19 protein-coding genes and 2 pseudogenes are annotated in these 19,133 nt (G+C 42.6%); 17 read left to right on the top strand and 4 right to left on the bottom strand.

All coding sequences use genetic code 11. The features are described 5' to 3' along the window. Positions 1-94 precede the first annotated feature (94 nt). A pseudogene (locus tag MKP07_RS42385) lies at positions 95-232 on the bottom strand (hypothetical protein); the annotation flags it as partial. A gap of 598 nt (positions 233-830) precedes the next feature. Then, on the bottom strand, positions 831-1,280 hold the full coding sequence (locus MKP07_RS10895) for an SRPBCC family protein (protein ID WP_240847216.1): 450 nt from the start codon (positions 1,278-1,280) through the stop codon (positions 831-833). A 421-nt stretch (positions 1,281-1,701) separates the two neighbouring features. Between MKP07_RS10895 and MKP07_RS10890 the strand changes: the two genes are divergently transcribed. Both MKP07_RS10890 and MKP07_RS10885 read left to right on the top strand, forming a co-directional pair. Beyond that, entirely contained in the window at positions 1,702-2,496 is a 795-nt protein-coding gene (locus MKP07_RS10890; RefSeq protein WP_240847215.1) for an alpha/beta fold hydrolase, read from the top strand. 290 nt (positions 2,497-2,786) lie between these two features. Beyond that, positions 2,787-3,530: a hypothetical protein gene (locus MKP07_RS10885; protein WP_240847214.1), complete on the top strand. Its 744-nt coding sequence runs from the start codon at positions 2,787-2,789 to the stop codon at positions 3,528-3,530. Between the two features lie 8 nt (positions 3,531-3,538). Here the strand turns inward: MKP07_RS10885 and MKP07_RS10880 are convergent, their stop codons facing one another. Then, positions 3,539-4,603, bottom strand: coding sequence for an AraC family transcriptional regulator (locus tag MKP07_RS10880; RefSeq protein ID WP_240847213.1), 1,065 nt, complete (start codon positions 4,601-4,603; stop codon positions 3,539-3,541). 275 nt (positions 4,604-4,878) lie between these two features. Between MKP07_RS10880 and MKP07_RS10875 the strand changes: the two genes are divergently transcribed. The 13 genes and pseudogenes from MKP07_RS10875 (at position 4,879) to MKP07_RS10825 (ending at position 16,527) form a co-directional block, all read left to right on the top strand. Then, complete coding sequence (locus MKP07_RS10875) at positions 4,879-5,223, top strand: carboxypeptidase-like regulatory domain-containing protein (RefSeq protein WP_240847212.1); 345 nt, start codon at positions 4,879-4,881, stop codon at positions 5,221-5,223. A gap of 17 nt (positions 5,224-5,240) precedes the next feature. Continuing rightward, positions 5,241-5,465 (top strand): annotated as a pseudogene (locus MKP07_RS42380) (TonB-dependent receptor plug domain-containing protein); the annotation flags it as partial. Beyond that, positions 5,462-7,312, top strand: coding sequence for an outer membrane beta-barrel protein (locus MKP07_RS10870; RefSeq protein WP_240847211.1), 1,851 nt, complete (start codon positions 5,462-5,464; stop codon positions 7,310-7,312). The pseudogene MKP07_RS42380 and the gene MKP07_RS10870, both read left to right, overlap by 4 nt. A 268-nt stretch (positions 7,313-7,580) precedes the next feature. Then, positions 7,581-8,801 (top strand): hypothetical protein, encoded by a 1,221-nt coding sequence (locus MKP07_RS10865; RefSeq protein WP_240847210.1) that lies wholly within the window; start codon positions 7,581-7,583, stop codon positions 8,799-8,801. Positions 8,802-9,138: 337 nt separating this feature from the next. Further along, positions 9,139-10,665 carry a S8 family serine peptidase gene (locus MKP07_RS10860; RefSeq protein ID WP_240847209.1) on the top strand — a complete coding sequence of 509 codons (1,527 nt, stop codon included), beginning with the start codon at positions 9,139-9,141 and terminating at the stop codon, positions 10,663-10,665. Positions 10,666-11,206: 541 nt separating this feature from the next. Then, positions 11,207-11,560 (top strand): hypothetical protein, encoded by a 354-nt coding sequence (locus MKP07_RS10855; RefSeq protein ID WP_240847208.1) that lies wholly within the window; start codon positions 11,207-11,209, stop codon positions 11,558-11,560. After that, the gene (locus MKP07_RS10850; RefSeq protein WP_240847207.1) at positions 11,530-12,669 is read left to right on the top strand and encodes an ankyrin repeat domain-containing protein; all 1,140 of its coding nucleotides are present in this window, start codon (positions 11,530-11,532) and stop codon (positions 12,667-12,669) included. The genes MKP07_RS10855 and MKP07_RS10850 overlap by 31 nt, the downstream gene beginning before the upstream one ends. Positions 12,670-12,765: 96 nt before the next feature. Continuing rightward, positions 12,766-13,245, top strand: coding sequence for a DUF2271 domain-containing protein (locus tag MKP07_RS10845; RefSeq protein WP_240847206.1), 480 nt, complete (start codon positions 12,766-12,768; stop codon positions 13,243-13,245). Between the two features lie 100 nt (positions 13,246-13,345). Then, a complete protein-coding gene (locus tag MKP07_RS42375; protein WP_394803646.1) occupies positions 13,346-13,645 on the top strand; it encodes a hypothetical protein in 300 nt (99 codons plus the stop codon). Further along, entirely contained in the window at positions 13,638-13,856 is a 219-nt protein-coding gene (locus MKP07_RS38345; RefSeq protein WP_262919261.1) for a PepSY domain-containing protein, read from the top strand. Before MKP07_RS42375 ends, MKP07_RS38345 begins: the two co-directional genes overlap by 8 nt. Then, the gene (locus MKP07_RS10835; RefSeq protein WP_240847205.1) at positions 13,819-15,132 is read left to right on the top strand and encodes an NADPH cytochrome P450 oxidoreductase family protein; all 1,314 of its coding nucleotides are present in this window, start codon (positions 13,819-13,821) and stop codon (positions 15,130-15,132) included. Before MKP07_RS38345 ends, MKP07_RS10835 begins: the two co-directional genes overlap by 38 nt. Next, positions 15,090-15,485 carry a ferredoxin reductase domain-containing protein gene (locus MKP07_RS10830; RefSeq protein ID WP_240847204.1) on the top strand — a complete coding sequence of 132 codons (396 nt, stop codon included), beginning with the start codon at positions 15,090-15,092 and terminating at the stop codon, positions 15,483-15,485. The genes MKP07_RS10835 and MKP07_RS10830 overlap by 43 nt, the downstream gene beginning before the upstream one ends. Before the next feature lie 49 nt (positions 15,486-15,534). Further along, complete coding sequence (locus tag MKP07_RS10825) at positions 15,535-16,527, top strand: FAD:protein FMN transferase (protein WP_240847203.1); 993 nt, start codon at positions 15,535-15,537, stop codon at positions 16,525-16,527. A 109-nt stretch (positions 16,528-16,636) separates the two neighbouring features. Here MKP07_RS10825 and MKP07_RS10820 read toward each other — a convergent pair whose 3' ends face one another. After that, positions 16,637-18,220, bottom strand: a complete 1,584-nt coding sequence (locus MKP07_RS10820; protein ID WP_240847202.1) for a glycoside hydrolase family 28 protein — start codon at positions 18,218-18,220, stop codon at positions 16,637-16,639. A 362-nt stretch (positions 18,221-18,582) separates the two neighbouring features. On the opposite strand from MKP07_RS10820, the gene MKP07_RS38340 reads away from it, so the two are divergent. Together MKP07_RS38340 and MKP07_RS10815 are read left to right on the top strand one after the other, a co-directional pair. Further along, positions 18,583-18,705 carry a hypothetical protein gene (locus tag MKP07_RS38340; protein ID WP_262919260.1) on the top strand — a complete coding sequence of 41 codons (123 nt, stop codon included), beginning with the start codon at positions 18,583-18,585 and terminating at the stop codon, positions 18,703-18,705. A 106-nt stretch (positions 18,706-18,811) separates the two neighbouring features. Continuing rightward, the gene (locus tag MKP07_RS10815) at positions 18,812-19,093 is read left to right on the top strand and encodes a hypothetical protein (RefSeq protein ID WP_240847201.1); all 282 of its coding nucleotides are present in this window, start codon (positions 18,812-18,814) and stop codon (positions 19,091-19,093) included. Positions 19,094-19,133 lie beyond the last annotated feature (40 nt).

Raw genomic sequence — 19,133 nt, 5'->3', positions numbered from 1 at the left:
TTTAAAGCCCTCGCTAATCCGGGGCTTTTTTCATTAAATCCCTGCTGCACATATCAGAGACCGGGGAGATCTAATCAGATAATCCGGAATTCAGCTACACCCACACGCCTAATTTCTGAAAATTTTCAGCGCCAATTGATCCAACAATAATATGGTCTCCCATTTGCACCCGGGCATGCGCCTCAAAATTGTTGACCTTTCGAAAACCAATCACGACCTCAACAGCTCTATCTGACGAAAATAAACTTACATGTCAAAGCTTGAGTCCCCCTATTGTAAATATGTTGTTTAGAAGCCCGCATTTCTCGTTAGTTCGTGAAAAACAACTATCATAAAATTTAAGCGCGCTATTGGGGAGGGTGCCTGACAACGGCATTCATATTCCGGTCTTTGCTCAATATAAATACCTGGCTTAACTCAACCGGCAGCAGGCGAAACATATTCTGATCCTGGCAAATTAAATATTTTTTGCCTTCAAAAGAAGGTGGGAAATTCTATAATCCATTCCGGACCCATTCAATAGTAAATCCATACAAAAATATTTACCGATAGTTACCTTTTCACATTCAGGTAATGCCAGATTCCTTCTTTAAAAATGGCTAAATATAAAATAGAAAACATTAAAAAGTATAGAGGCGTCCTGAACCTTTCACAAATGCTTATTGAGCACGCGGATAAAATGTTTAATCGAGTATAGCAGCGGTCAATGAAATCATTATTGCTGATAAACCGGCGAGGGTTCCGCCGTTTTTGTAAAACATCCTGATTCTTAAAAACAAAAGACCAACCTCGGGCTGATCTTTCATAATTGTGTATAGAATGTTGCTCAATTATGCATCTGGTATCTCAGGCTCTACCAGTTTGGCCAACTTTTCGAGCGACTCCTGCCAGCCAAGGTAGCACATAGCAGCGGGTATCATCTCCGGGATATTCTCCTGGGTGATCTTAATATCAGTACCCGCGAGGTTTTTTGATAGCCATACGGAGGTTACCATTTCTCCAGGCAGGTTAGGATCGTCAAACTGGTCGGTATATTTCAAAAACTCATTCGGTTTTACTTCCAGGTATTTACCACCAAAAGAATGACTATTGCCAGTGGTGAAATTGGTAAATGACATTTTAAAAGATCCGCCTGTTTCAGGATTCATTTCATGAACGGTGCAAAGAAACCCATAAGGCGGCAACCAGGCGGCCATGGCAAGGCTTTCGGTGAAAGCACGGTATACTTTTTCGGGAGATGCTTTAAGCACCCTGTGTAGTGAAACGTTGTTGTCAGACATAATATTAGATTTATCCTACTCGTATGGCTTTTCGGTGTCGCCCGTTTGCGTGGTTGCTGCTCCACTCATTGACCATACAAAGATGGTATGTAAAAAGAATATACAGCGAGTGCATCTGCGACAATTAAGGGGTGATATACGATTAGACGAAAGAAGTTAACCGCAAAGCAAAGAGGACGCAAAGAATACGCGGAGATGTCGCTCAATCCTGATGAAGTACAATTTAATATGTAATCGACAATGCGCTGCTTTATCTCTATTTCTCTGGCTCTCTGCGGTTAATTAACTAACAGAATTGTAAAATCTCTACCTTGTGAGCACATCACCCAACATCATGATCCATAAAATCATTATCTTTCTAACTGCTGTTTTATTGATAACAGCCTGTAATAACCCACCTGCCATAAACGCAACAAATAATATGACAACTAACGATACCCTTCCCATGAGATCGGGCCATGCCAAAGTAAATGGCATTAGTATGTATTATGAAATATATGGCGAGGGCCAACCATTATTGTTAATTCACGGAGGCGGCTCCACCATTCAAACCAGTTTTGGCAGGATCATTCCTTTGCTGGCACCTAACCATCAGGTTATTGGCGTGGAGCTGCAGGCGCACGGTCGCACCAGTGATCGTAACAGCGAACTTTCTTTCGAGCAGGATGCCGATGATGTGGCTTCATTGCTTAAAAGTTTAGGTATTAGCAAAGCCAATATTTTCGGTTTCAGCAATGGTGCTAATACGGCTTTACAAATGGCCATCAGGCATCCGCAACTTTGTTATAAAATCATTGCAGGCTCTCCCCTGCTGAAAAAGAATGGCACTTTCCCGCAGTTCTGGGAATTTATGAAACAAGGCACATTTGAGCAAATGCCCCAGGCTTATAAGGATGCGTTTCTAGCCGTTACACCCGATAGTGCCAAACTAATGACAATGTACCAGAAATGCGCCAACCGCATGATCCATTTTAAAGAATTTAGCGATGCTGAAATACAATCCATACAAGCGCCGGTTTTATTGGTAAACGGTGACCAGGATGTAGCAACCTCAGAACATATAGTTGCTATGTCAAAGCTGATACCGAACTGCCGGTTAGCTATTATACCCGGCGGCCATGGCGGTTATATGGGTGAGATTACCACCTTGAAACCTGATTATAAAAACAGCGATTTTATTGTGCCGCTGGTGGAGCGGTTTTTCGAGGAGGAATAATAGGTCCTGCCTCACTTTGATAGTGTCAGAAATGCTACTTTGCTATGAAATGGCATCCATCATTATAAACTATACGAATTCTGATCAACTACCCGGCATACTCCTCCGTCAGTTATCAAAGTAATATTCGAAGATATTTTATCGAAGTAATTTGTGACCTTATCGAAAAAAGCATCCTTAAAACTTATAATATCTAAAACTTGCTTATTTTGCCACTCTATTCAAGGCTTATCAAAACATAGATCGCTAAACATGGAAGAGCAAGCAAAAACAGGTAGTCGCAAAAAAAGTTGTGGATTGCAGTACTCGCTGTACTGATACTTATTGCCGTCGGGGTATTTGTATATGATGCAGGTATCAAAGACGGATTTACGCAGGCCCTGTCTAATGATGTGGAGTATGCTACTGATGCAACAGCTGATGAACACGGCCTGGCTACTATGCAGGATTATGAATACTGGAAAGGCGCTACCTTCCGCATCAGCGAATACGATAATATTCCGGTCAATTATAAAAGGGCTATTGTAAAAATATTTATGGATAATAAATATTACGAGAAGGATGGGGATGGGGACGGGCAATATCATCTAACATCTATTAAAGACCGCGCACCAAAAATTTATGCGTTTGGCAATTTTACCGGTCGTAGCCAGGAGGGTAAACCCGATATGGCTTTCTTATTAGAAAAACAAGACTTTCAAAGTAGCGCACTCTTTGTTATTTCGAGTCTGGGTGACATTTTATACTGGAAAGAGTATAGCTCGGACCTGCCCATTATTAATTCCTTTAAAAAAGGAAGCAAGATTTTTATTGACAAAACTGAGCTGGAGCCCTCGCCCCTGGATGGCATTATTATCCAATTCAAGTATAACAAAGATGCGCTGGTGTACAACGGTCAACTAAAAACATTCGAACCTTACCATCAATATACCAAAGAGGAACTGGAGGCAGATCCTGAAGAAGGGGATGAGCCAGATGTAACACCGGAGGAAGCGACTATGCAACAGCCCGACTCATCCCAAACCGCAGAATAAATTACTCTTTAAACAGGAAGGAGGGCTAAAGCTTCCAGTTCGAATACAAGTTCTGACTGGTGGAATAAGGTGATCAATAGTAATTTGATCTGGTGCGGCAGGTAACCAAAATACTTTTTAAAGGCCGTGGTAAAATGGGAAGCATGTTTGTAGCCGGATAATTTTGCTACTTCGGCAATTTTCATGTCCTCGTTGATCAGCAACTCTTTGGAGCGGTTCATGCGCTGGGTGTGCACATACCCAAAAACAGTGGTTCCGAATACCTGTTTAAAATGCTTTTTCAGGTAGCATTCATTGGTGCCCACCTGCTGTGCAAGATCCAGCAAAGTACAGGAGCGGCTGATATCGGCATCAATAATATCCTTTACATCATACATTTTCTCCAGGTTGCTGTCGCTGGTGTAAATTTCAGGCATTGCTTTATAGAGTGTTTCATATTCCTGAAACTGCAGCATCAGCAACTCTATAAATTTGGACTTCAGGTAAAGGGTTTTGTAATAGCTTTTATGTTCAAACAAAAACATATCGTACAGCAAAGACTTCATTCGGGAAGTAACTTCTATGCTTCGTTCGTTTAAAAGCACAGGGTTGTTTTCATTAAGGCTACTGAAAAAAGTTTCGTGCATCGGGTTATCGGACGAAAGAAAGCGTTTAAAATAATCTACCTCAATATTAATGATATAAAGCTCCGAGTCTGCCTCCCTGATCCAGGAATTATCGTATACCTGGGTATTGATAAATATCAGGCTGCTCTGGTTATGCTGCACATCGGCAAAGGTTTTCCCCGTAAGCCTGTTGTTAAAAATACCCCGGCATTTAAAAGAAAACACCAGGCTTACATAAGGTTTATAGCTTTTAAAGGAAAATTCGTGGGTTTGAGCAGAATTGCCCAATATGCGTATAAAGTGAATGTCTTTGGTCAGAAACTCGTAGAAATCGCAGTTATGAGGATCGAAAAGGTCGCTGTTATGCGACTCCACTACTTCATGCTCTTCCATCTGGAATAGGTCTGAGTAGGGAATTACCGTTTCCTTTAATAGTTCATTACTAAGCATGGGTCGTACACTTGCCATTTTTGATCCTGCCTTAAAGTTTTGATCTCACCACAAAAATCCGCTATTTTCTTCCGGAAGGCTTACGGAATGCGGAATTTTTATGAAATTCCCGATTGCGTTATTGCTTTTCCGTTTCCAGTAAATGAACCATTTCACCTTTGCACCCTGAAAAGTGGCGGACGATCCTGTAAGAACCAACAGCCGTTTTTAAACGCCGGGCAGGCTCTTTTCCCCCTCCACTGGAATAAATAGCGTAAGCAGATGGGATATAACAAAACAATTGTGTGGGTAATATGTTGCAGCATGGCTGTCTTTTTTGTCCAAACCTGCAGGCGCAACAAACCGGCGTGGTAAAAGGAACCGTGACCAATGAAAAAGGGCAACCCGCAGAAAAAGTAACCATCGGCGTAACGAATAATAGCATCTTTGCTACTACCGACAACAAAGGCGCCTATCTTTTATCCCTTCCAGCCGGCAAACATACCGTAACTGCTACTATGGTTGGATACGAGTCCCAGAATGCTGAAATTAATATTACCGAAGACAAAACAGTCATTTTAAATATCCGGCTAAAAAAATCGAAGCAGGAAGACCTGGAAGAAGTTATTGTTGGAGGCGTAACTAAAAAAGAGCACTAGAAACACAAGGCTTTGCGGTAACCGTTATCGAAACCAAAGAGGCTTCCCTACGGAATTTAACCACTAACGAGTTATTAGACAGGGCGGTAGGCGTAAGAGTTCGGCAAAATGGCGGTGAGGGATCACCCATCGAATATAACCTGAACGGTATGTCGGGAAGCACCATCGGCCTTTTTCTGGATGGCATTGAGATCTCTACATATGGTTCTTCTTTCAATCTAAATAATATTCCGCCGCCATGATAGAGCGAATAGAAGTTTATAAAGGGGTATTACCGGCGCATTTGAGTGGCAATTATATTGGAGGAGCGATTAATGTAGTAATGAAGAAAGATGCGTCTGCCAATAATATTACGGCTGCTCTTTCCTACGGGTCTTTTAATACGTACCGCGCGGACGTTAGTACGCTGTACCGCAATCAGAAAAATGGGCTAACAGGCCGTGCTTCAGGATTTTTTAGCCACTCTGACAATAACTATGAAATGTGGGGCAAGTTTTCCAAGTATACTTTGCCCGGAGGACGTATCATCCGAAATTATCGCACAAGAAGACCCAATGATGAGTTTGAAACCATCGGCGGACGTTTCGAACTGGGTTTTACTGATGTAAAATGGGCTGACCAGTTCTTTGTAGGCTATAATATTTCAGATTCCTATAAAGAAATTCCTCATGGCATCACCATGACCAAACCTTATTTTGGCCGCTTCAATGAATACCAGGCGCATGTATTCAGCCTAAACTATACCAAAAGAAATCTATTTGTGGACGGGCTTGCATTGACAGTGAATGCTGTACACAGCATGCGCAATACTTATTTGCAGGATACTGTCAGTCTAAGGTATAATTGGGATGGAACTTTACTGGTTAAAAACTCTGAAGGTCCACCCGAAACTTACGGATACGAACCAGGAAGAGGCCAGCAGGGGGAAGCTATAATAAGTGATATAGATCGAACCATATCCAATGTACGTTCTAACCTGGCTTACACCATCGTTTCAGGTCATCGTGTATCACTCAATCACAAATTTGAAAACTCTAACCGAAACGATAAAGATCTGCTCAATCCCGCAAGAAGCAGGTGGATCACACAGAATGAGTTAACTACCAATATATGGGCCTTAAATTACGAGTCAGAACTGTTGAAAGGAAAACTCAGAACAAATGTTTTTGGTAAATATGCTGTCTATATTACGGATCAAACTATCCCATTGAGAGAGACAGAGGGAGTACTGGTTTATGAAAACAACAAAACCAAAAGAGATAACAGGGGTTTTGGCGGTACACTTTCTTATCAGCCCATTACTAATGGATTCCTGATTGTCTCTGCTGATAAGTCTTTCATCATGCCTACCGATCGCCATATTTATGGTGAGCCAGAAAACAACCTGTTACCCAACCCGGATATACTGCCCGAAATGGCTATCAACTATAACCTCGGGGCCCGTTATAATATATCGCGATCCGCTAAACATAAATGGTCATTTTATGCCAATGCCTTTTGGAGAAACGGGTATGATAAAATTATACAGCAAACCCGTATCGACCCGGTAATAGAGGGGCGTGAAAACCAGGTAGAAGATATACAAGTAACACAATTTGTTAACCTATCCAAAACCCAATCGGTAGGTTTTGAGGCGGAAGTGAATTACATTTTCAACAACCGGCTCAACGCCATGTTCAACCTATCTAAGTTTAATTCTTTGTTTAAAGTAGAAACCGATGAAAGAGGAAATCCACATTCTCTTTATGACAGGCAAGTACCTAATGAACCCTTTTTTACTGTAAACGGAAATGTTCAATACCGATTAAACAATGTTTTTCAGAAGCGCTCTGTGTTGAATCTTTATTATAACCTGGGCTACGTGGCGCCTTTCAGCACGATATGGATAGAGTCGGAGTGGTTTACCACACCTGCACAATTTCCTAATGACCTGGGCGCCAGCTATCGCTTTCCTACAGGAAAATTGGTAGTGAGCCTGGATTGTAAAAATATTTTCAATGCAGAAGTATATGACAATTTCGGAGTTCAAAAACCCGGGAGGTCCTTATTCTTAAAACTAAACTATACCATCAACAATTTTAATAAATAACAATATGGAATAAACCTGGCAAGTCGACACCATTCGAAATGTTCATCCAGGTAAACTCCATCAGATAAAAAACCAACAAATATGAACAATAACCTTTTAACAAAAGTTATGTTTGGCGCGGTACTGGCAGCCGTACTTTGGGCGCTTGTAAAAAAGTGATAACCCCGTTGCCGAAGGCCCTTCAGGTCCTGATGCATGGGAAAGAAAGTATGTTACCTTAACAGCTGCTATCCCTGACGGTGAAGGGACTGCAGGCAATGGTGGTACCATGGCGTATGCGATTACACTGGACCAGGCCATCAACCCTAATTTCGAAGTAAACGCCATCGCGAGTGGTTACGGCTTGAGGTCTCAGCGTACTGCACGTGTGCAGGGGTCCACAAATGGCAATTTCCTTTATAATATCCAATACACAGGAACAGATGGAGGCATTTTCAACAAATACAAAGTTGAGGGTCAAAAGAATTTTGCTGATACCCGCGAAGAGGTTAATACAGAGCCAATCTTAGGCTCCTCTCCACGCTGGGTGGTTGCAGCTGATGGCATTGGAGTAGGTGTATATGCCTCTTCCACCATACAGGCAAGTGGAACAGGTGCCGGCGCTGATTTTATTGACGTAAAAAGCACAGCGAAAATAGCGGTATTGAACCTAAACGATCCCCAAATTACGAGGCAGACAGAATTTACAATCCCTTTTACTGCAGAGCAAACTAAAGCTGGATATCAAATTGGTCGTATCGATGTGCCAGTACTAAATGCAGCAAAAACTAAAATTTTTATCGGCTGTAATTTAAGTAGAACAGACCCCACCAAACAATCAACAATCAACACTTCAGGAAATCAGGCGTGGAGCAGCGGTACGAGAGATTTAGGAACGGCAACTTTAGTCGTTGATTACCCTTCACTTTCTAATCCTAAATTAATTTACGTAGATCCAGCTATTAGCAAAGTAAATAACCACTCCTACCGTACCATGACACAGTATGTAGGCACCGACGGACATGTCTACCAGGCAACAGCTACTTCGGGTTCTCAAATCCTGCGCATCAGCAGTACAACTAATGAATACGATAACAGCTATAACTTTAATTTAAAAACAGCCTTAGGAACGGCCAACAACGTAGCTATTAGCGCATGGAGATATATAAAGGACGGTATTGGTATTGTCTTATATACTGAAACAGGAGTAGCCGGCGGGTATATTGCTTTAGTTGACGTAAATGCAAGAACTGCTACTAAACTGACTATTGAAAATCAAACAGATGCAGGATTCTCTGGTCTTACAGCCGCTCAAAATGGAGGTAAAGCTTTAACCGGTACTTTTGGCCAGTTTCAGCATATTGGCGTAGCAGGTGATTACGCTTACGTGCCTATGACACCTAATGGTGTTGACGGCAACCTGTATTTGATCAACTGGAAAACTAAGCAGGTTACCAAAGGTGCTAAATTGAAAAACCAATCAGGTAGCTTCTATTTAGGCGCTTATTAATCTAAATATTTATAAGGAGCCCGCTGTGTTATTCCTAACCCGGCGGGCTTTGTTATTACCGTCCGGCAGAAGTACTGAAGAACAAACTTTTACATAAAACGGGCATGGCATTTGTCGTAAATTTGGAAATAAATACCCTCCACAAATTGAAGAATAGATTCCCAGAAAATAATATCGTAAAAGCAGCTGCTACAGGCATATCAGCCGGGTTGAGTTTATGGATCATCTCCTGCCTGATCATACTGTTGCATATGACTGCCTGTAAAAAGAAAAACTACCGGAACCAGAACCACCCTCGGCGAAATTCTCTGTGAGTCCTGCGAGCATTACACTCAATTTGAATGATTCTTATTTAATACCGCTTTATGTGCTGAAAGATAAAGACACGCTTGCTGCTTCAGAAGTAGTATGGAAGTCTGAGAACGAACAGATAGTAGCTTTTTATTCGCAAGGTGTTATTGAGGCTAAATGGGCCGGGCAAACCAATGTAATAGCCCAGGGAAAAGATGGCAAGGAGCTGGCCCGCTGCGCTGTAACTGTTACCGATTCTAATGTTTATAAGCTTCGCCTTATATTAAAAGATAAAGGCAGGCATGCCACATTATCGCTCAGCAACCCTTCCGGATTTCTTTCTGCCAGAGCCCTGCAACGCAGGCAAAAGCAATCCATAAATGTAGATGAAAATGACCTGCCTATAGCAGAAGAATACCTGCAGGAGATCGCAAAAATTGGCGGAACTATTGTTGCCAAAAGCAAATGGCTGAAAACGGTGAGCGTACATGTGAATGATCCAACCCTGCTTCAAAAGTATAAAGCGCTTCCTTTTGTAGCTGATGCCAAAGTAGTATGGGCTAAAAGAAAAAATGTTTACCAGGGTCCTATAGCCAGCTGGAGTTTTCCAGGCGGTAATGCAGCAGCACCTAATATTACTATAGGCCCGGACAATAGTGTTTATGGCCCGGCTTACGAAAATATCAGGCAGAATAAAGGCAATGCGCTACACCAGCTGGGCTTTAAAGGACGTAATATGCTTATCGCCGTAATTGACGCCGGCTTTAAGGATGCCAATAGGAACGCTATGTTGAACAACCTGCACCTGGTGGGTGCTAAATCATTTGTTTACGAACAACCTGATCCGTTTTTTATGGATGAACATGGCGGCAGCGTGCTCTCCATTATCGGTGGCGCCAAACCCGCCCAGTATATTGGCGCTGCACCCGAAGCCAGTTATTTGTTGCTTACATCCGAAGACAATATAGACGAATACCCCATTGAGGAAGATTATTATGTAAATGCACTTGAATATGCCGACAGTGTCGGAGCGGACGTAATAAACACTTCATTAGGCTATAAAGAATTTCCATTACCGGGCATGACTAACACATTCGAAATACTCAATGGAGCTACCGCTCATGCCTCCCGTGGAGTATCTATGGCTTTTTCAAAAGGTATATTGGTGGTTGTGTCAGCAGGTAATGATGGCAGCTTTGTAGGCAGCCCGGCAGACTCGCCGGGAGCACTGGCAATAGGAATGGCCAACGCGGCAGGAACCGTTACCACTGCCAGTTCACGCGGCATGACGGTTGATGGGCGGATAAAACCGGATGTTATTGCAATGGGCGCGGGGGCTTACCGTATAACGAGTTTAGGTACTATTGCTACAGGAACCGGAACTTCTTTTGCAGCACCGGCAATCACAGGCATGGCAGCTTGTTTATGGCAGGCATTTCCCAACCTGACCAATCAGCAAATAAGAGACATCATCAGACAATCTGCAGACCGTTATGCCAATCCTATATTACCCTATGGGTATGGATTTCCTGATATGCAGAAAGCCTATACCCTTGCTCAGAATTTAAATTAGTTGGGTAACCATCCGGTTCATTTTATAAGAGAGGTCGGGCTTAATTTATTGAATTCCGCTGTTTTTGTAAACCATTAAGGAATTGAGGTCATTAAGACAAACAGACTTAACTATTCTTAACTTCTTAATGATTAAGCCACCGATATCTGCATCAATCATAAACCTTTAAGAAACTAAGGTCACTAAGAAATTACAAACTTAACTACTCTTAACTTCTTAATGATTAAGCCCCCGGTATCTGCATCAATCATAAACCACCAAGGAATTAAGGTCACTAAGAAATTACAGACTTAACTACTCTTAACTTCTTAATGGTTAAGCCACGGCTACCATTATCGCTACACTTACGAACGATGCAGGAGTTAAGGAATATCAAGCATATCTTGCTGACCTATACCCTCTAATAGCCCTTTACTCCCTTAAGTTTTCCGGCTTGCGTCCTAAGTTTTCCGTATTTCGTAACCTGCCCGCCGTCAACTGTTTTTACCTTCGCGCTCAGTTTTTCTTTACAGGAATTTCATAAAACACTGAAACAAATTATATGAAGCAAATATTTTTGGGCGCCTTCACGCTCTTCACTATTATTTCCTACGCACAGCCGGGTGGTGGCGGACGTCCGGGAGGACCTTCTGCAGCTCAGTATACCAATACCTTAATGAATCCGGAGTTCTGGAAAAACCAGCCAACGGTTGACCAGGTAAAAGCAGAGATCGCCAAAGGTAACAGTCCATCGCAACCTGATGCGGCGTCATGGGACCCTACCGCAAGAGCTATCTTAAATGAGGCTCCTTTGGAGACCATTAAATTTATGGTGGAGCAGGAAGGCAATGGTGTCATGAAAAAACACACCATAGTGCTTCTTATTTGCATTGGGCTGCATCAAGGGGCAATATAGAGTTGATCAACTACCTGATAGAAAAAGGGTCAGACGTACACCTCAACGATAGCCATGGCACTTCTGTTGTAGCTAACGCGCTTACAGGCGGAAGTAAAAACATCCCGGTATTAGACGCCTTATTTAAAGCTGGAGTAGACCCCAAAAAGAAATATGATGACGGCGCTACATTATTATTAATGGGAGTTGCCAATGACAAAGATTTAAGCCTGTCTGACTACCTGGTAACAAAAGGACTATCCTTCAACGACAAAGACGAGTATGGCAGCACTGCGGTTGATTATGCAGCAAAGCTGGGTAACCGGGACATTATGCAAAAGTTAATGGCAAAAGGCCTTAGACCTACCAATCGTGCGCTTTTCTTTGCCACACAGGGATCGAGGATGTCTCAAAATGGGATAGATGTGTATCAATACCTGGTAGAACAATTAAAGCTGGACCCAAAAGCGATCAATCCCAAAGACGGAGCTACCATTTTACATACCCTGGCACGTCGCCCTAACAAAGAGTTGATTGATTATTTCCTTACCAAAGGCGTTGATATCAACAAAAAAGACAATGAAGGCAATACGGTATTGATCAACGCAGCGGGAGGCAGAGATGTAGCCCTGATCACTACCTTGCTCACTAAAACTAGCAACGTTAACGCGGTAAATGAAAAAGGCGAATCGGCTTTAACAAAAGCAGTAGCCAATGGCTCTGCCGAAGTGGTGAATTTGTTATTACAAAAAGGTGCAGCTATTAAATTAGTGGATAAAGACGGACATAACCTGGCTTATCACTGGTTCAATTCTTTCCGGGAAGGCAGACCTGCTGGTGCAATGGGCGGAGGACAGGCACAACCACAGGGAGATGATTTTACAGAAAAGCTAGCCTTGTTAAAAGCCAAAGGTTTAGATGTAACTGCGCCACAGGGCGATGGCAGCTCGTTGCTTCACCTGGCAGTTGCTAAAGAAAATCCGGCCCTGATCAAAAAAGCGGCTGAATTAGGCGCTAACATCAACGCACAGGATAAAGAAGGCGCTACTGCTTTACACAAAGCTGCCTTAACTGCCAAAGATGATCAGATACTGAAATCATTAATTGCCCTGGGCGTGAAAAAGACCTGAAAACAGGATTTGAAGAAACCGCTTATGACCTGGCTAAAGAGAATGAGTTTTTGAAAAACAACAATGTTTCTATTACTTTCTTACAATAAAATAAACATGAAATTAATTATAAAAAGCCTGATTGCTTTTAGTTTGTTTTTAGTGGGCGGTGCGTGCGTAGCACAAACCAGCTCCTACAAATGCATGATACAGATGAACAGTTACCAGGGTGAAAAGGCTTACGTCATTATATCATTAATGAATCCTAAGGGTGAATACGAGAAAACACTTCGGGTATTGGGACCTGATAAACAATGGTTCAACACTTTAAAAGAGTGGTATAAATTCCAGGCAAAGAGTAAGGAAAAAATAAGCGCTGTAACCGGTGCTTCCATAGGTGGAGGTGATCGTGCCGTAGTAACGCTGGCAATTGATAGCAAAAAATTGAATGCCGGGTACACGCTTCGTTTTGAAAGCGCCGTTGAGGAGAAACAGTATCACACAAAGGATGCAGAAGTACCGCTTACTACCGCAGGCCTGGCTGCCAAAACGGATGGTAAGGGTTATATCAGGTACATAAGGTTTAGTGGTAGTTAAGTTCAAAAGTTAATAGGTTGACAAGACAGAAGCCCGTCAACATTATAAAAATAACGATGATCATTTCAGTCTGGAGATATAGCCATTTAACACTGGCTATATCTTCTTTTTATTATTAACCATAGCTTCCGTAACAGGTATATTTCTCGCATTTGAACCGGTTATAGAAAAGTCCCGTGATTACAAAGCAGCTGGTTTTGATACGCTCACTTTAGCCCAAACCGTACCCCTGTTAAAGGAAAAATTTCCTGGAATACAAGAAGTATCTGTTGACGATCACAGCTTTGTTTTAATTAAATACGCAACTGAAGAAGGTGGCGACCAACAGGTATATGTAGATCCGGTAACAGGCAAGATACTCGGCAAGCCTACTGAAAAAAGCCACTGTTCCAATGGATGACTACTTTGCACCGTCGCTGTTTATACACGAAACAGGAAGGATATTGATGGGCATTACCGCCTTTCTCCTGATCCTAATTGCGGTATCGGGTATATTCCTGGTGGTGCAAAGGCAAAACGGCTGGAAGAACTTTTTCTCCAACGTAGAGAAAACCAGCTTCGCCCAATATTACCATGTGGTATTCGGCCGCATCTCACTTTTTTTATTTTAGCTATTGCACTCACCGGAACTTACATGGCGGTATACCGGTTTATGCCGCCCCCGCTAAAGCCAGTGCGCTGATCGACGAAAGTCAGATCAAAGAAGAGCCTTTAAAAGAACTGGCTGAATTTGCTGTTTTACAACAAACCCCACTCTCCAGCCTTCAGAAACTTCAATACCCTTTTTCAGACTTTCCGGAAGACTATTACAATGTTCAGCTCAAGGACCGGGAACTGTGCATCAACCAGTTCACCGGAGATATACTGGCACAACAGGATTATACAACGACTTACCAGCTGGCTAATTTCAGCCTGCGTTGGCATACGGGCAGGTCGGGTACTATCTGGGCGTTGATCATGGCACTGGCATCTGCTTATATTCTCTTCTTTATTTACTCTGGCTTTGCTATTACTTTAAAACGCAGGCGGGGACGGTCTAAAAATAAGTTCAAAGCAAAAGATGCCCGGATTATCATACTGGTTGGATCAGAAAACGGCGGCACTTTTAAATTTGCGGATGCTATTTACACTCAGCTGATCAAGCATGGCGAAAAAGTGTTCCTGAGCGACCTTTCCAACTTTGCTGCATTTCCTAATGCTGAACACCTGGTTATCATGACCAGCACTTATGGCCAGGGCGATGCCCCTTCTAATGCGAAAAAGCTGGCTGATCGTATACAACAGTATAGCCAGAAACAGGATATTCAATTTTCTATCGTAGGTTTTGGCTCCAGGAGTTATCGCCAGTTTTGTCAATTTGCATTTGACGTGGCAACCCTGCTTCAAAGTACAAAATGGGCAAAGGCACTAATGCCGGTTTTTACCGTTAATGACAAGTCGCCGCAGGATTTCAGCGATTGGTTAACCGAGTGGACACGCCAGACTGGGTTTAATATGATGATGCCCCGCAAATTGCTGGAGCCTGATACTACTGAACTGAAAAAAGTTTCGGTAACCAGCCGTACGGTGCCAGATGAAGAAAGCAGCTTTATGATCCGTTTAAAATCGCTGAAACTCAGGCATGCAGTTTCCGGAGATCTGCTGGCGATCTACCCTAAAAATGACCACCGTGAAAGATTATACTCCATTGGAAAGATCGGTAAAGAAATGCAACTGAGTGTGAAGCTACATGAACATGGGTTAGGCTCAGGCTTTCTGAATAATTTGCAGCAGGGGGATCAAATCAAAGTGAAACTGGTTAAAAACCAACATTTCCGTTTTCCGAAGCGGGCAAAAAAATCATCATGGTATCCAACGGAACGGGTATTGCACCCTTCCTGGGAATGATCAGTGAGAATCGCAGGAAACTACCGGTTGAACTTTACTGTGGGTTTCGTAACCGGTCTTCCTTTACTTTATACGAGCCGTTTTTAAAAGATCAGCTGAAAAAAGGAACGCTGTCCGGCCTTCATCTGGTGTTATCGCGTGAGGAGGAAAAGGAATATGTGAGCCATCGTTTACTAAAAAACAGTGATGCTGTTTTACAAACATTAAAAGAGGGCGGCATATTGATGCTTTGCGGATCTTTGTCTATGCAGAACGATGTTATGAAAGTATTAGAGGATATTTGTGCCACTGAAAGCAACGTCAAACTTACAGAGTTGGTAGAGCAGGGAAAAGTGCTTACAGATTGTTATTAATTGGATAAGCTCCGGAAGTTAAAGAATCTGGCAGATCCAGATAAAAAACATGCATGCGATTCAAACATATAATATTACCTCTTTTTCTGATACTGTCCATATCCGCTTCTCGCAGGTAAAGCGTACCCGTGGCGCGTTCTTAATGGGTGGAAATTTCGATATTACGATAGTAGCAAAGGATTCCCTCACTGCTGAACACAATATTGATACGGTTATTGCAGAAATATCAAGAATCGAATTTTTGATCTCCGACTGGAAACCCGAAACCCAGGTTTCAATGGTGAACCGGAATGCCGGTATCCGGCCCGTGAAAGTAGATACGGAATTACTGGAGCTTACGGAACGTGCGCTGAAAATATCCGAATTAACACATGGCGCTTTTGACATCAGCTTTGCGGCTATGGAAAAGATATGGAAGTTTGACGGCACGATGACGACTATGCCATCGACGGAGGCTGTTAAAAAAGCCAAACAAAAAGTAGGTTATAAAAATATCATCATCAATAAAGACAGCTCTACCATTTTCTTAAAATTACCCGGAATGAAAATAGGGTTTGGAGCACTGGGTGAGGGATATGCGGCAGATAAATGCAGGGACATGATGATAGCAAGAGGCATTACAGCCGGTTTGATCAATGCCACCGGTGATATACAGGCCTGGGGCGCACAGCCTAATGGCAGGCCCTGGCGCATTGGCATTAACGACCCTTTTAAAAGTAACAACCTTGTGGGCGCTATAGCTATTAACGGGGCCATTACTACATCAGGCAGCTATGAAAAGTATGCACTGATCGATGGCAAGCGTTACACACATATCATTAACCCGGCAACAGGCTACCCCGCAACAGGGTTGACCAGTGTAACCATTACAGGACCCGATACGGAAATGGCCAATGCCTTTAGTACTTCCATTATGGTATTAGGTAAAGACGCCGGACTGAAACTGTTGAAACAGTTCCCGCAATACAAGGCTTTTATGATTACCGATGCAGGGAAATATATCACCAGTACCGGTTTTAAGATGGAAAAAGTAAACCGCTAGTTTGGTCAAATTTCAATTATTGTGTTCAGTTATAATAGTTGTAAAATATAAACCCCGGAAGCAGATCAACTTCCGGGGTTTGTATTATTTGGAGGTATATACCTGTTTATTACCATTTCGCCACATCCCTTGCATTCACCAGTGTTTTGTCTACCTTGATATTGCTACCACCCAAAACCTTAATGAATAGTTTTGTATCTGCCGGATAAACGGCCTTGTTAATTTCTACATTACTACTGTTATTCACGAATACCACAGGGTCTTTCTGCTTGCTTTCAAACTTCACCTGGTCCAGTATTATTCCATCCGCCAGGATAAGCTCGGCGCCAATGTCCGTGATCAGCGTTGTGTTTTTTATGCGGATATTTTGTATGGCAGCCTCGGGCAAGCCACGTACAAAAATGCCTTTCTTTGCACCATCGCAAACGATGTTTTCAAACTCCATGTCCCTGAACACCGGGGTACCTTCGCCAAAAGTAGTATCGATCTTTCTTATACCATCTGTTGCAAAAGTTACCGCATAGTGCATATCAAAGAAAATGGCTTCCTGCTCTATATTGCGCATTTGTATATTACGGGCATAAATTTTTTCTACCACACCACCACGACCGCGTGCCGATTTAAAACGTAATCCTTTATCAGTTCCTACAAAGAGGCAGTTCTCAATGAAAATATTTTTGGTGCCGCCGCTCATTTCACTACCCACTACTACACCACCGTGGCCCTTATACACCAGGTTATTCCTGATAATACCGTTCTGCGTAGGCATACCGCGTTTACGGCCCTCTTCATCCTTCCCTGATTTTATGCAGATAGCATCATCGCCCACATCAAACACACAATCTTCCACGATAAAGTTTTTGCAGGACTCAATATCTAAACCATCTCCGTTGTGGGAATAGTCGGGATTTTTCACCGTTACATTCCTGATGATCAGGTCCTCGCTCATTAAAGGATGGAGGTTCCAGGCTCCTGAGTTCTGAAAGGTAACCCCTTCCAGCAAAATGCGTTTGCATTGCGTAAGCACCAGTAAGTTAGGCCTTAAATAATCCTTCATATCTGCATAGTCGCTCAAGGGCTTGCCTGGCTCTAGCAGCATGCTACGCTTTGTTTCGCTCACTACTTTAAACTGCTCCGAAGGATACCACCGTTTACCATCGGTACTTAAAACACCGCCAGATTTCACTCTTGCGTTCCAGAAGGATTCTGTAACAGCAGATTTGGTCAGGCCTCTCCATATATCACCATTGCCATCTATCACACCGCCACCCGTAATCGCAATATTCTCTGCATTTTTGGCCCATATCGGCGACTGGTTGCGCGCTGAGCTCCGGCCCTCATAACTACCGGCCACTATTTCATATTTTGTTTTGTCGTCTGTAAATAGCAACATAGCTCCTTTCTGTACATACAGGTTTACATTACTCTTAAGCTCCAGCGGCCCGGTAAGCCAGATACCGAATGGTACTAGCACTACACCTCCGCCATTAGCACTGCATGCCTTAATGGCTTTGGTAATACTTTCTGTATTCAGTACAGTTCCGTTAGATATGGCACCATACTTTACAATATTGAAACTGTCCTTCTTAAATGAGGTTGTCTTTACTTCAGGTAGTTTACTCCAGCTAAACTGCGCCTGAACTGTTGTGGAAAAAGCGGCAAGAATAATGGCTGCAAAAATGTTTTTGATCATTTCACTTTATTTGTTAATAAAAGTCCGGAATCGGTTTCAATCGAGATAGCTATGGCAACCAACCGGAATTATTTCAAAAATAAACGATTCACCGGCTGTAATGCTTACAAAAACCGCAATCGATTGCGAAAATACGCACGTCCCCGCCTTTCCAATTTGAGCCCATACACCTGAATCCGGCATTTTAAGTATATCCACTGAACACACATCATAATTAAAACAGGCATCGCTTATTTATTACTCCTGCAAAAGCGACGCTACCACTTATAATAAATGCATAGATGGTTCTACTCAATTGATTGTGAATATCCTTATCTTTCGGGCATACTTTTTGGAACGCTCAAGTCTTAAAAAATAAACAAATGAAACAGCTATTTATAATTGCATCTATTGCTGCATTTTCTTTTACAGCCTGTAAGTCTAAAACAGCCGATACGGAGATACGCCAGCGCCCGCTACGGCAAGCCAATACTATGAGCAGGTAGCGGCATTGGAGGAAACCATGTCTGAACCCTTGTTAACCACAGAGGCGGCAATAAAGGCAAGAGGCGATAAAAAGATTTCGACGGAATTGCCCGCTCGGCCAAAGCCATGGAAGATACTGTTGATATCAGGATCAACGCATTGAAGAAATTGGAGCCTGTTGGAAAAGGGGGCGAAGATTTTAAGCTGATCGCTACCCGTTATTTCGAATACATTAAAAGCATTTATACTGCCTACAAAAAAATAGGTGAGGCGAAAACAGAAGAGGAAAGAATGAAAGGGGCTGATGAAATGACCAATATCATCAACGGCCAGGCCGCTGTTATGACCAATTTACAATCGGCACAGGCAAAATTTGCTGCTGATAACGGCTTTACCATTAACCAGTAAGATTACTGATTATCAGTTTAATAAGTTTCTAAGCGGCTTC

Source organism: Paraniabella hibiscisoli (assembly GCF_022512515.1).
GTDB classification, from domain to species: domain Bacteria; phylum Bacteroidota; class Bacteroidia; order Chitinophagales; family Chitinophagaceae; genus Niabella; species Niabella hibiscisoli.
The sequence above is the reverse complement of the archived record's forward strand: the minus strand, read 5'-3'. Positions and strand labels throughout refer to the sequence as shown.

Excerpts from the sequence above, each read along its gene's own strand:
- MKP07_RS10855 (WP_240847208.1), top strand. The coding sequence starts at position 11,207 with ATGAAGCAAATATTTTTGGGCGCCTTCACGCTCTTCACTATTATTTCC.
- MKP07_RS38340 (WP_262919260.1), top strand. The coding sequence starts at position 18,583 with ATGAAACAGCTATTTATAATTGCATCTATTGCTGCATTTTCTTTTACA.
- MKP07_RS10835 (WP_240847205.1), top strand. The coding sequence starts at position 13,819 with ATGTGGTATTCGGCCGCATCTCACTTTTTTTATTTTAGCTATTGCACT.
- MKP07_RS10865 (WP_240847210.1), top strand. The coding sequence starts at position 7,581 with ATGGCGTATGCGATTACACTGGACCAGGCCATCAACCCTAATTTCGAA.
- MKP07_RS10825 (WP_240847203.1), top strand. The coding sequence starts at position 15,535 with ATGCATGCGATTCAAACATATAATATTACCTCTTTTTCTGATACTGTC.
- MKP07_RS10890 (WP_240847215.1), top strand. The coding sequence starts at position 1,702 with ATGACAACTAACGATACCCTTCCCATGAGATCGGGCCATGCCAAAGTA.
- MKP07_RS10820 (WP_240847202.1), bottom strand. The coding sequence starts at position 18,220 with ATGATCAAAAACATTTTTGCAGCCATTATTCTTGCCGCTTTTTCCACA.
- MKP07_RS10875 (WP_240847212.1), top strand. The coding sequence starts at position 4,879 with ATGTTGCAGCATGGCTGTCTTTTTTGTCCAAACCTGCAGGCGCAACAA.
- MKP07_RS10895 (WP_240847216.1), bottom strand. The coding sequence starts at position 1,280 with ATGTCTGACAACAACGTTTCACTACACAGGGTGCTTAAAGCATCTCCC.
- MKP07_RS38345 (WP_262919261.1), top strand. The coding sequence starts at position 13,638 with ATGGATGACTACTTTGCACCGTCGCTGTTTATACACGAAACAGGAAGG.
- MKP07_RS10815 (WP_240847201.1), top strand. The coding sequence starts at position 18,812 with ATGGAAGATACTGTTGATATCAGGATCAACGCATTGAAGAAATTGGAG.
- MKP07_RS10880 (WP_240847213.1), bottom strand. The coding sequence starts at position 4,603 with ATGGCAAGTGTACGACCCATGCTTAGTAATGAACTATTAAAGGAAACG.
- MKP07_RS10845 (WP_240847206.1), top strand. The coding sequence starts at position 12,766 with ATGAAATTAATTATAAAAAGCCTGATTGCTTTTAGTTTGTTTTTAGTG.
- MKP07_RS10870 (WP_240847211.1), top strand. The coding sequence starts at position 5,462 with ATGATAGAGCGAATAGAAGTTTATAAAGGGGTATTACCGGCGCATTTG.
- MKP07_RS10830 (WP_240847204.1), top strand. The coding sequence starts at position 15,090 with ATGGTATCCAACGGAACGGGTATTGCACCCTTCCTGGGAATGATCAGT.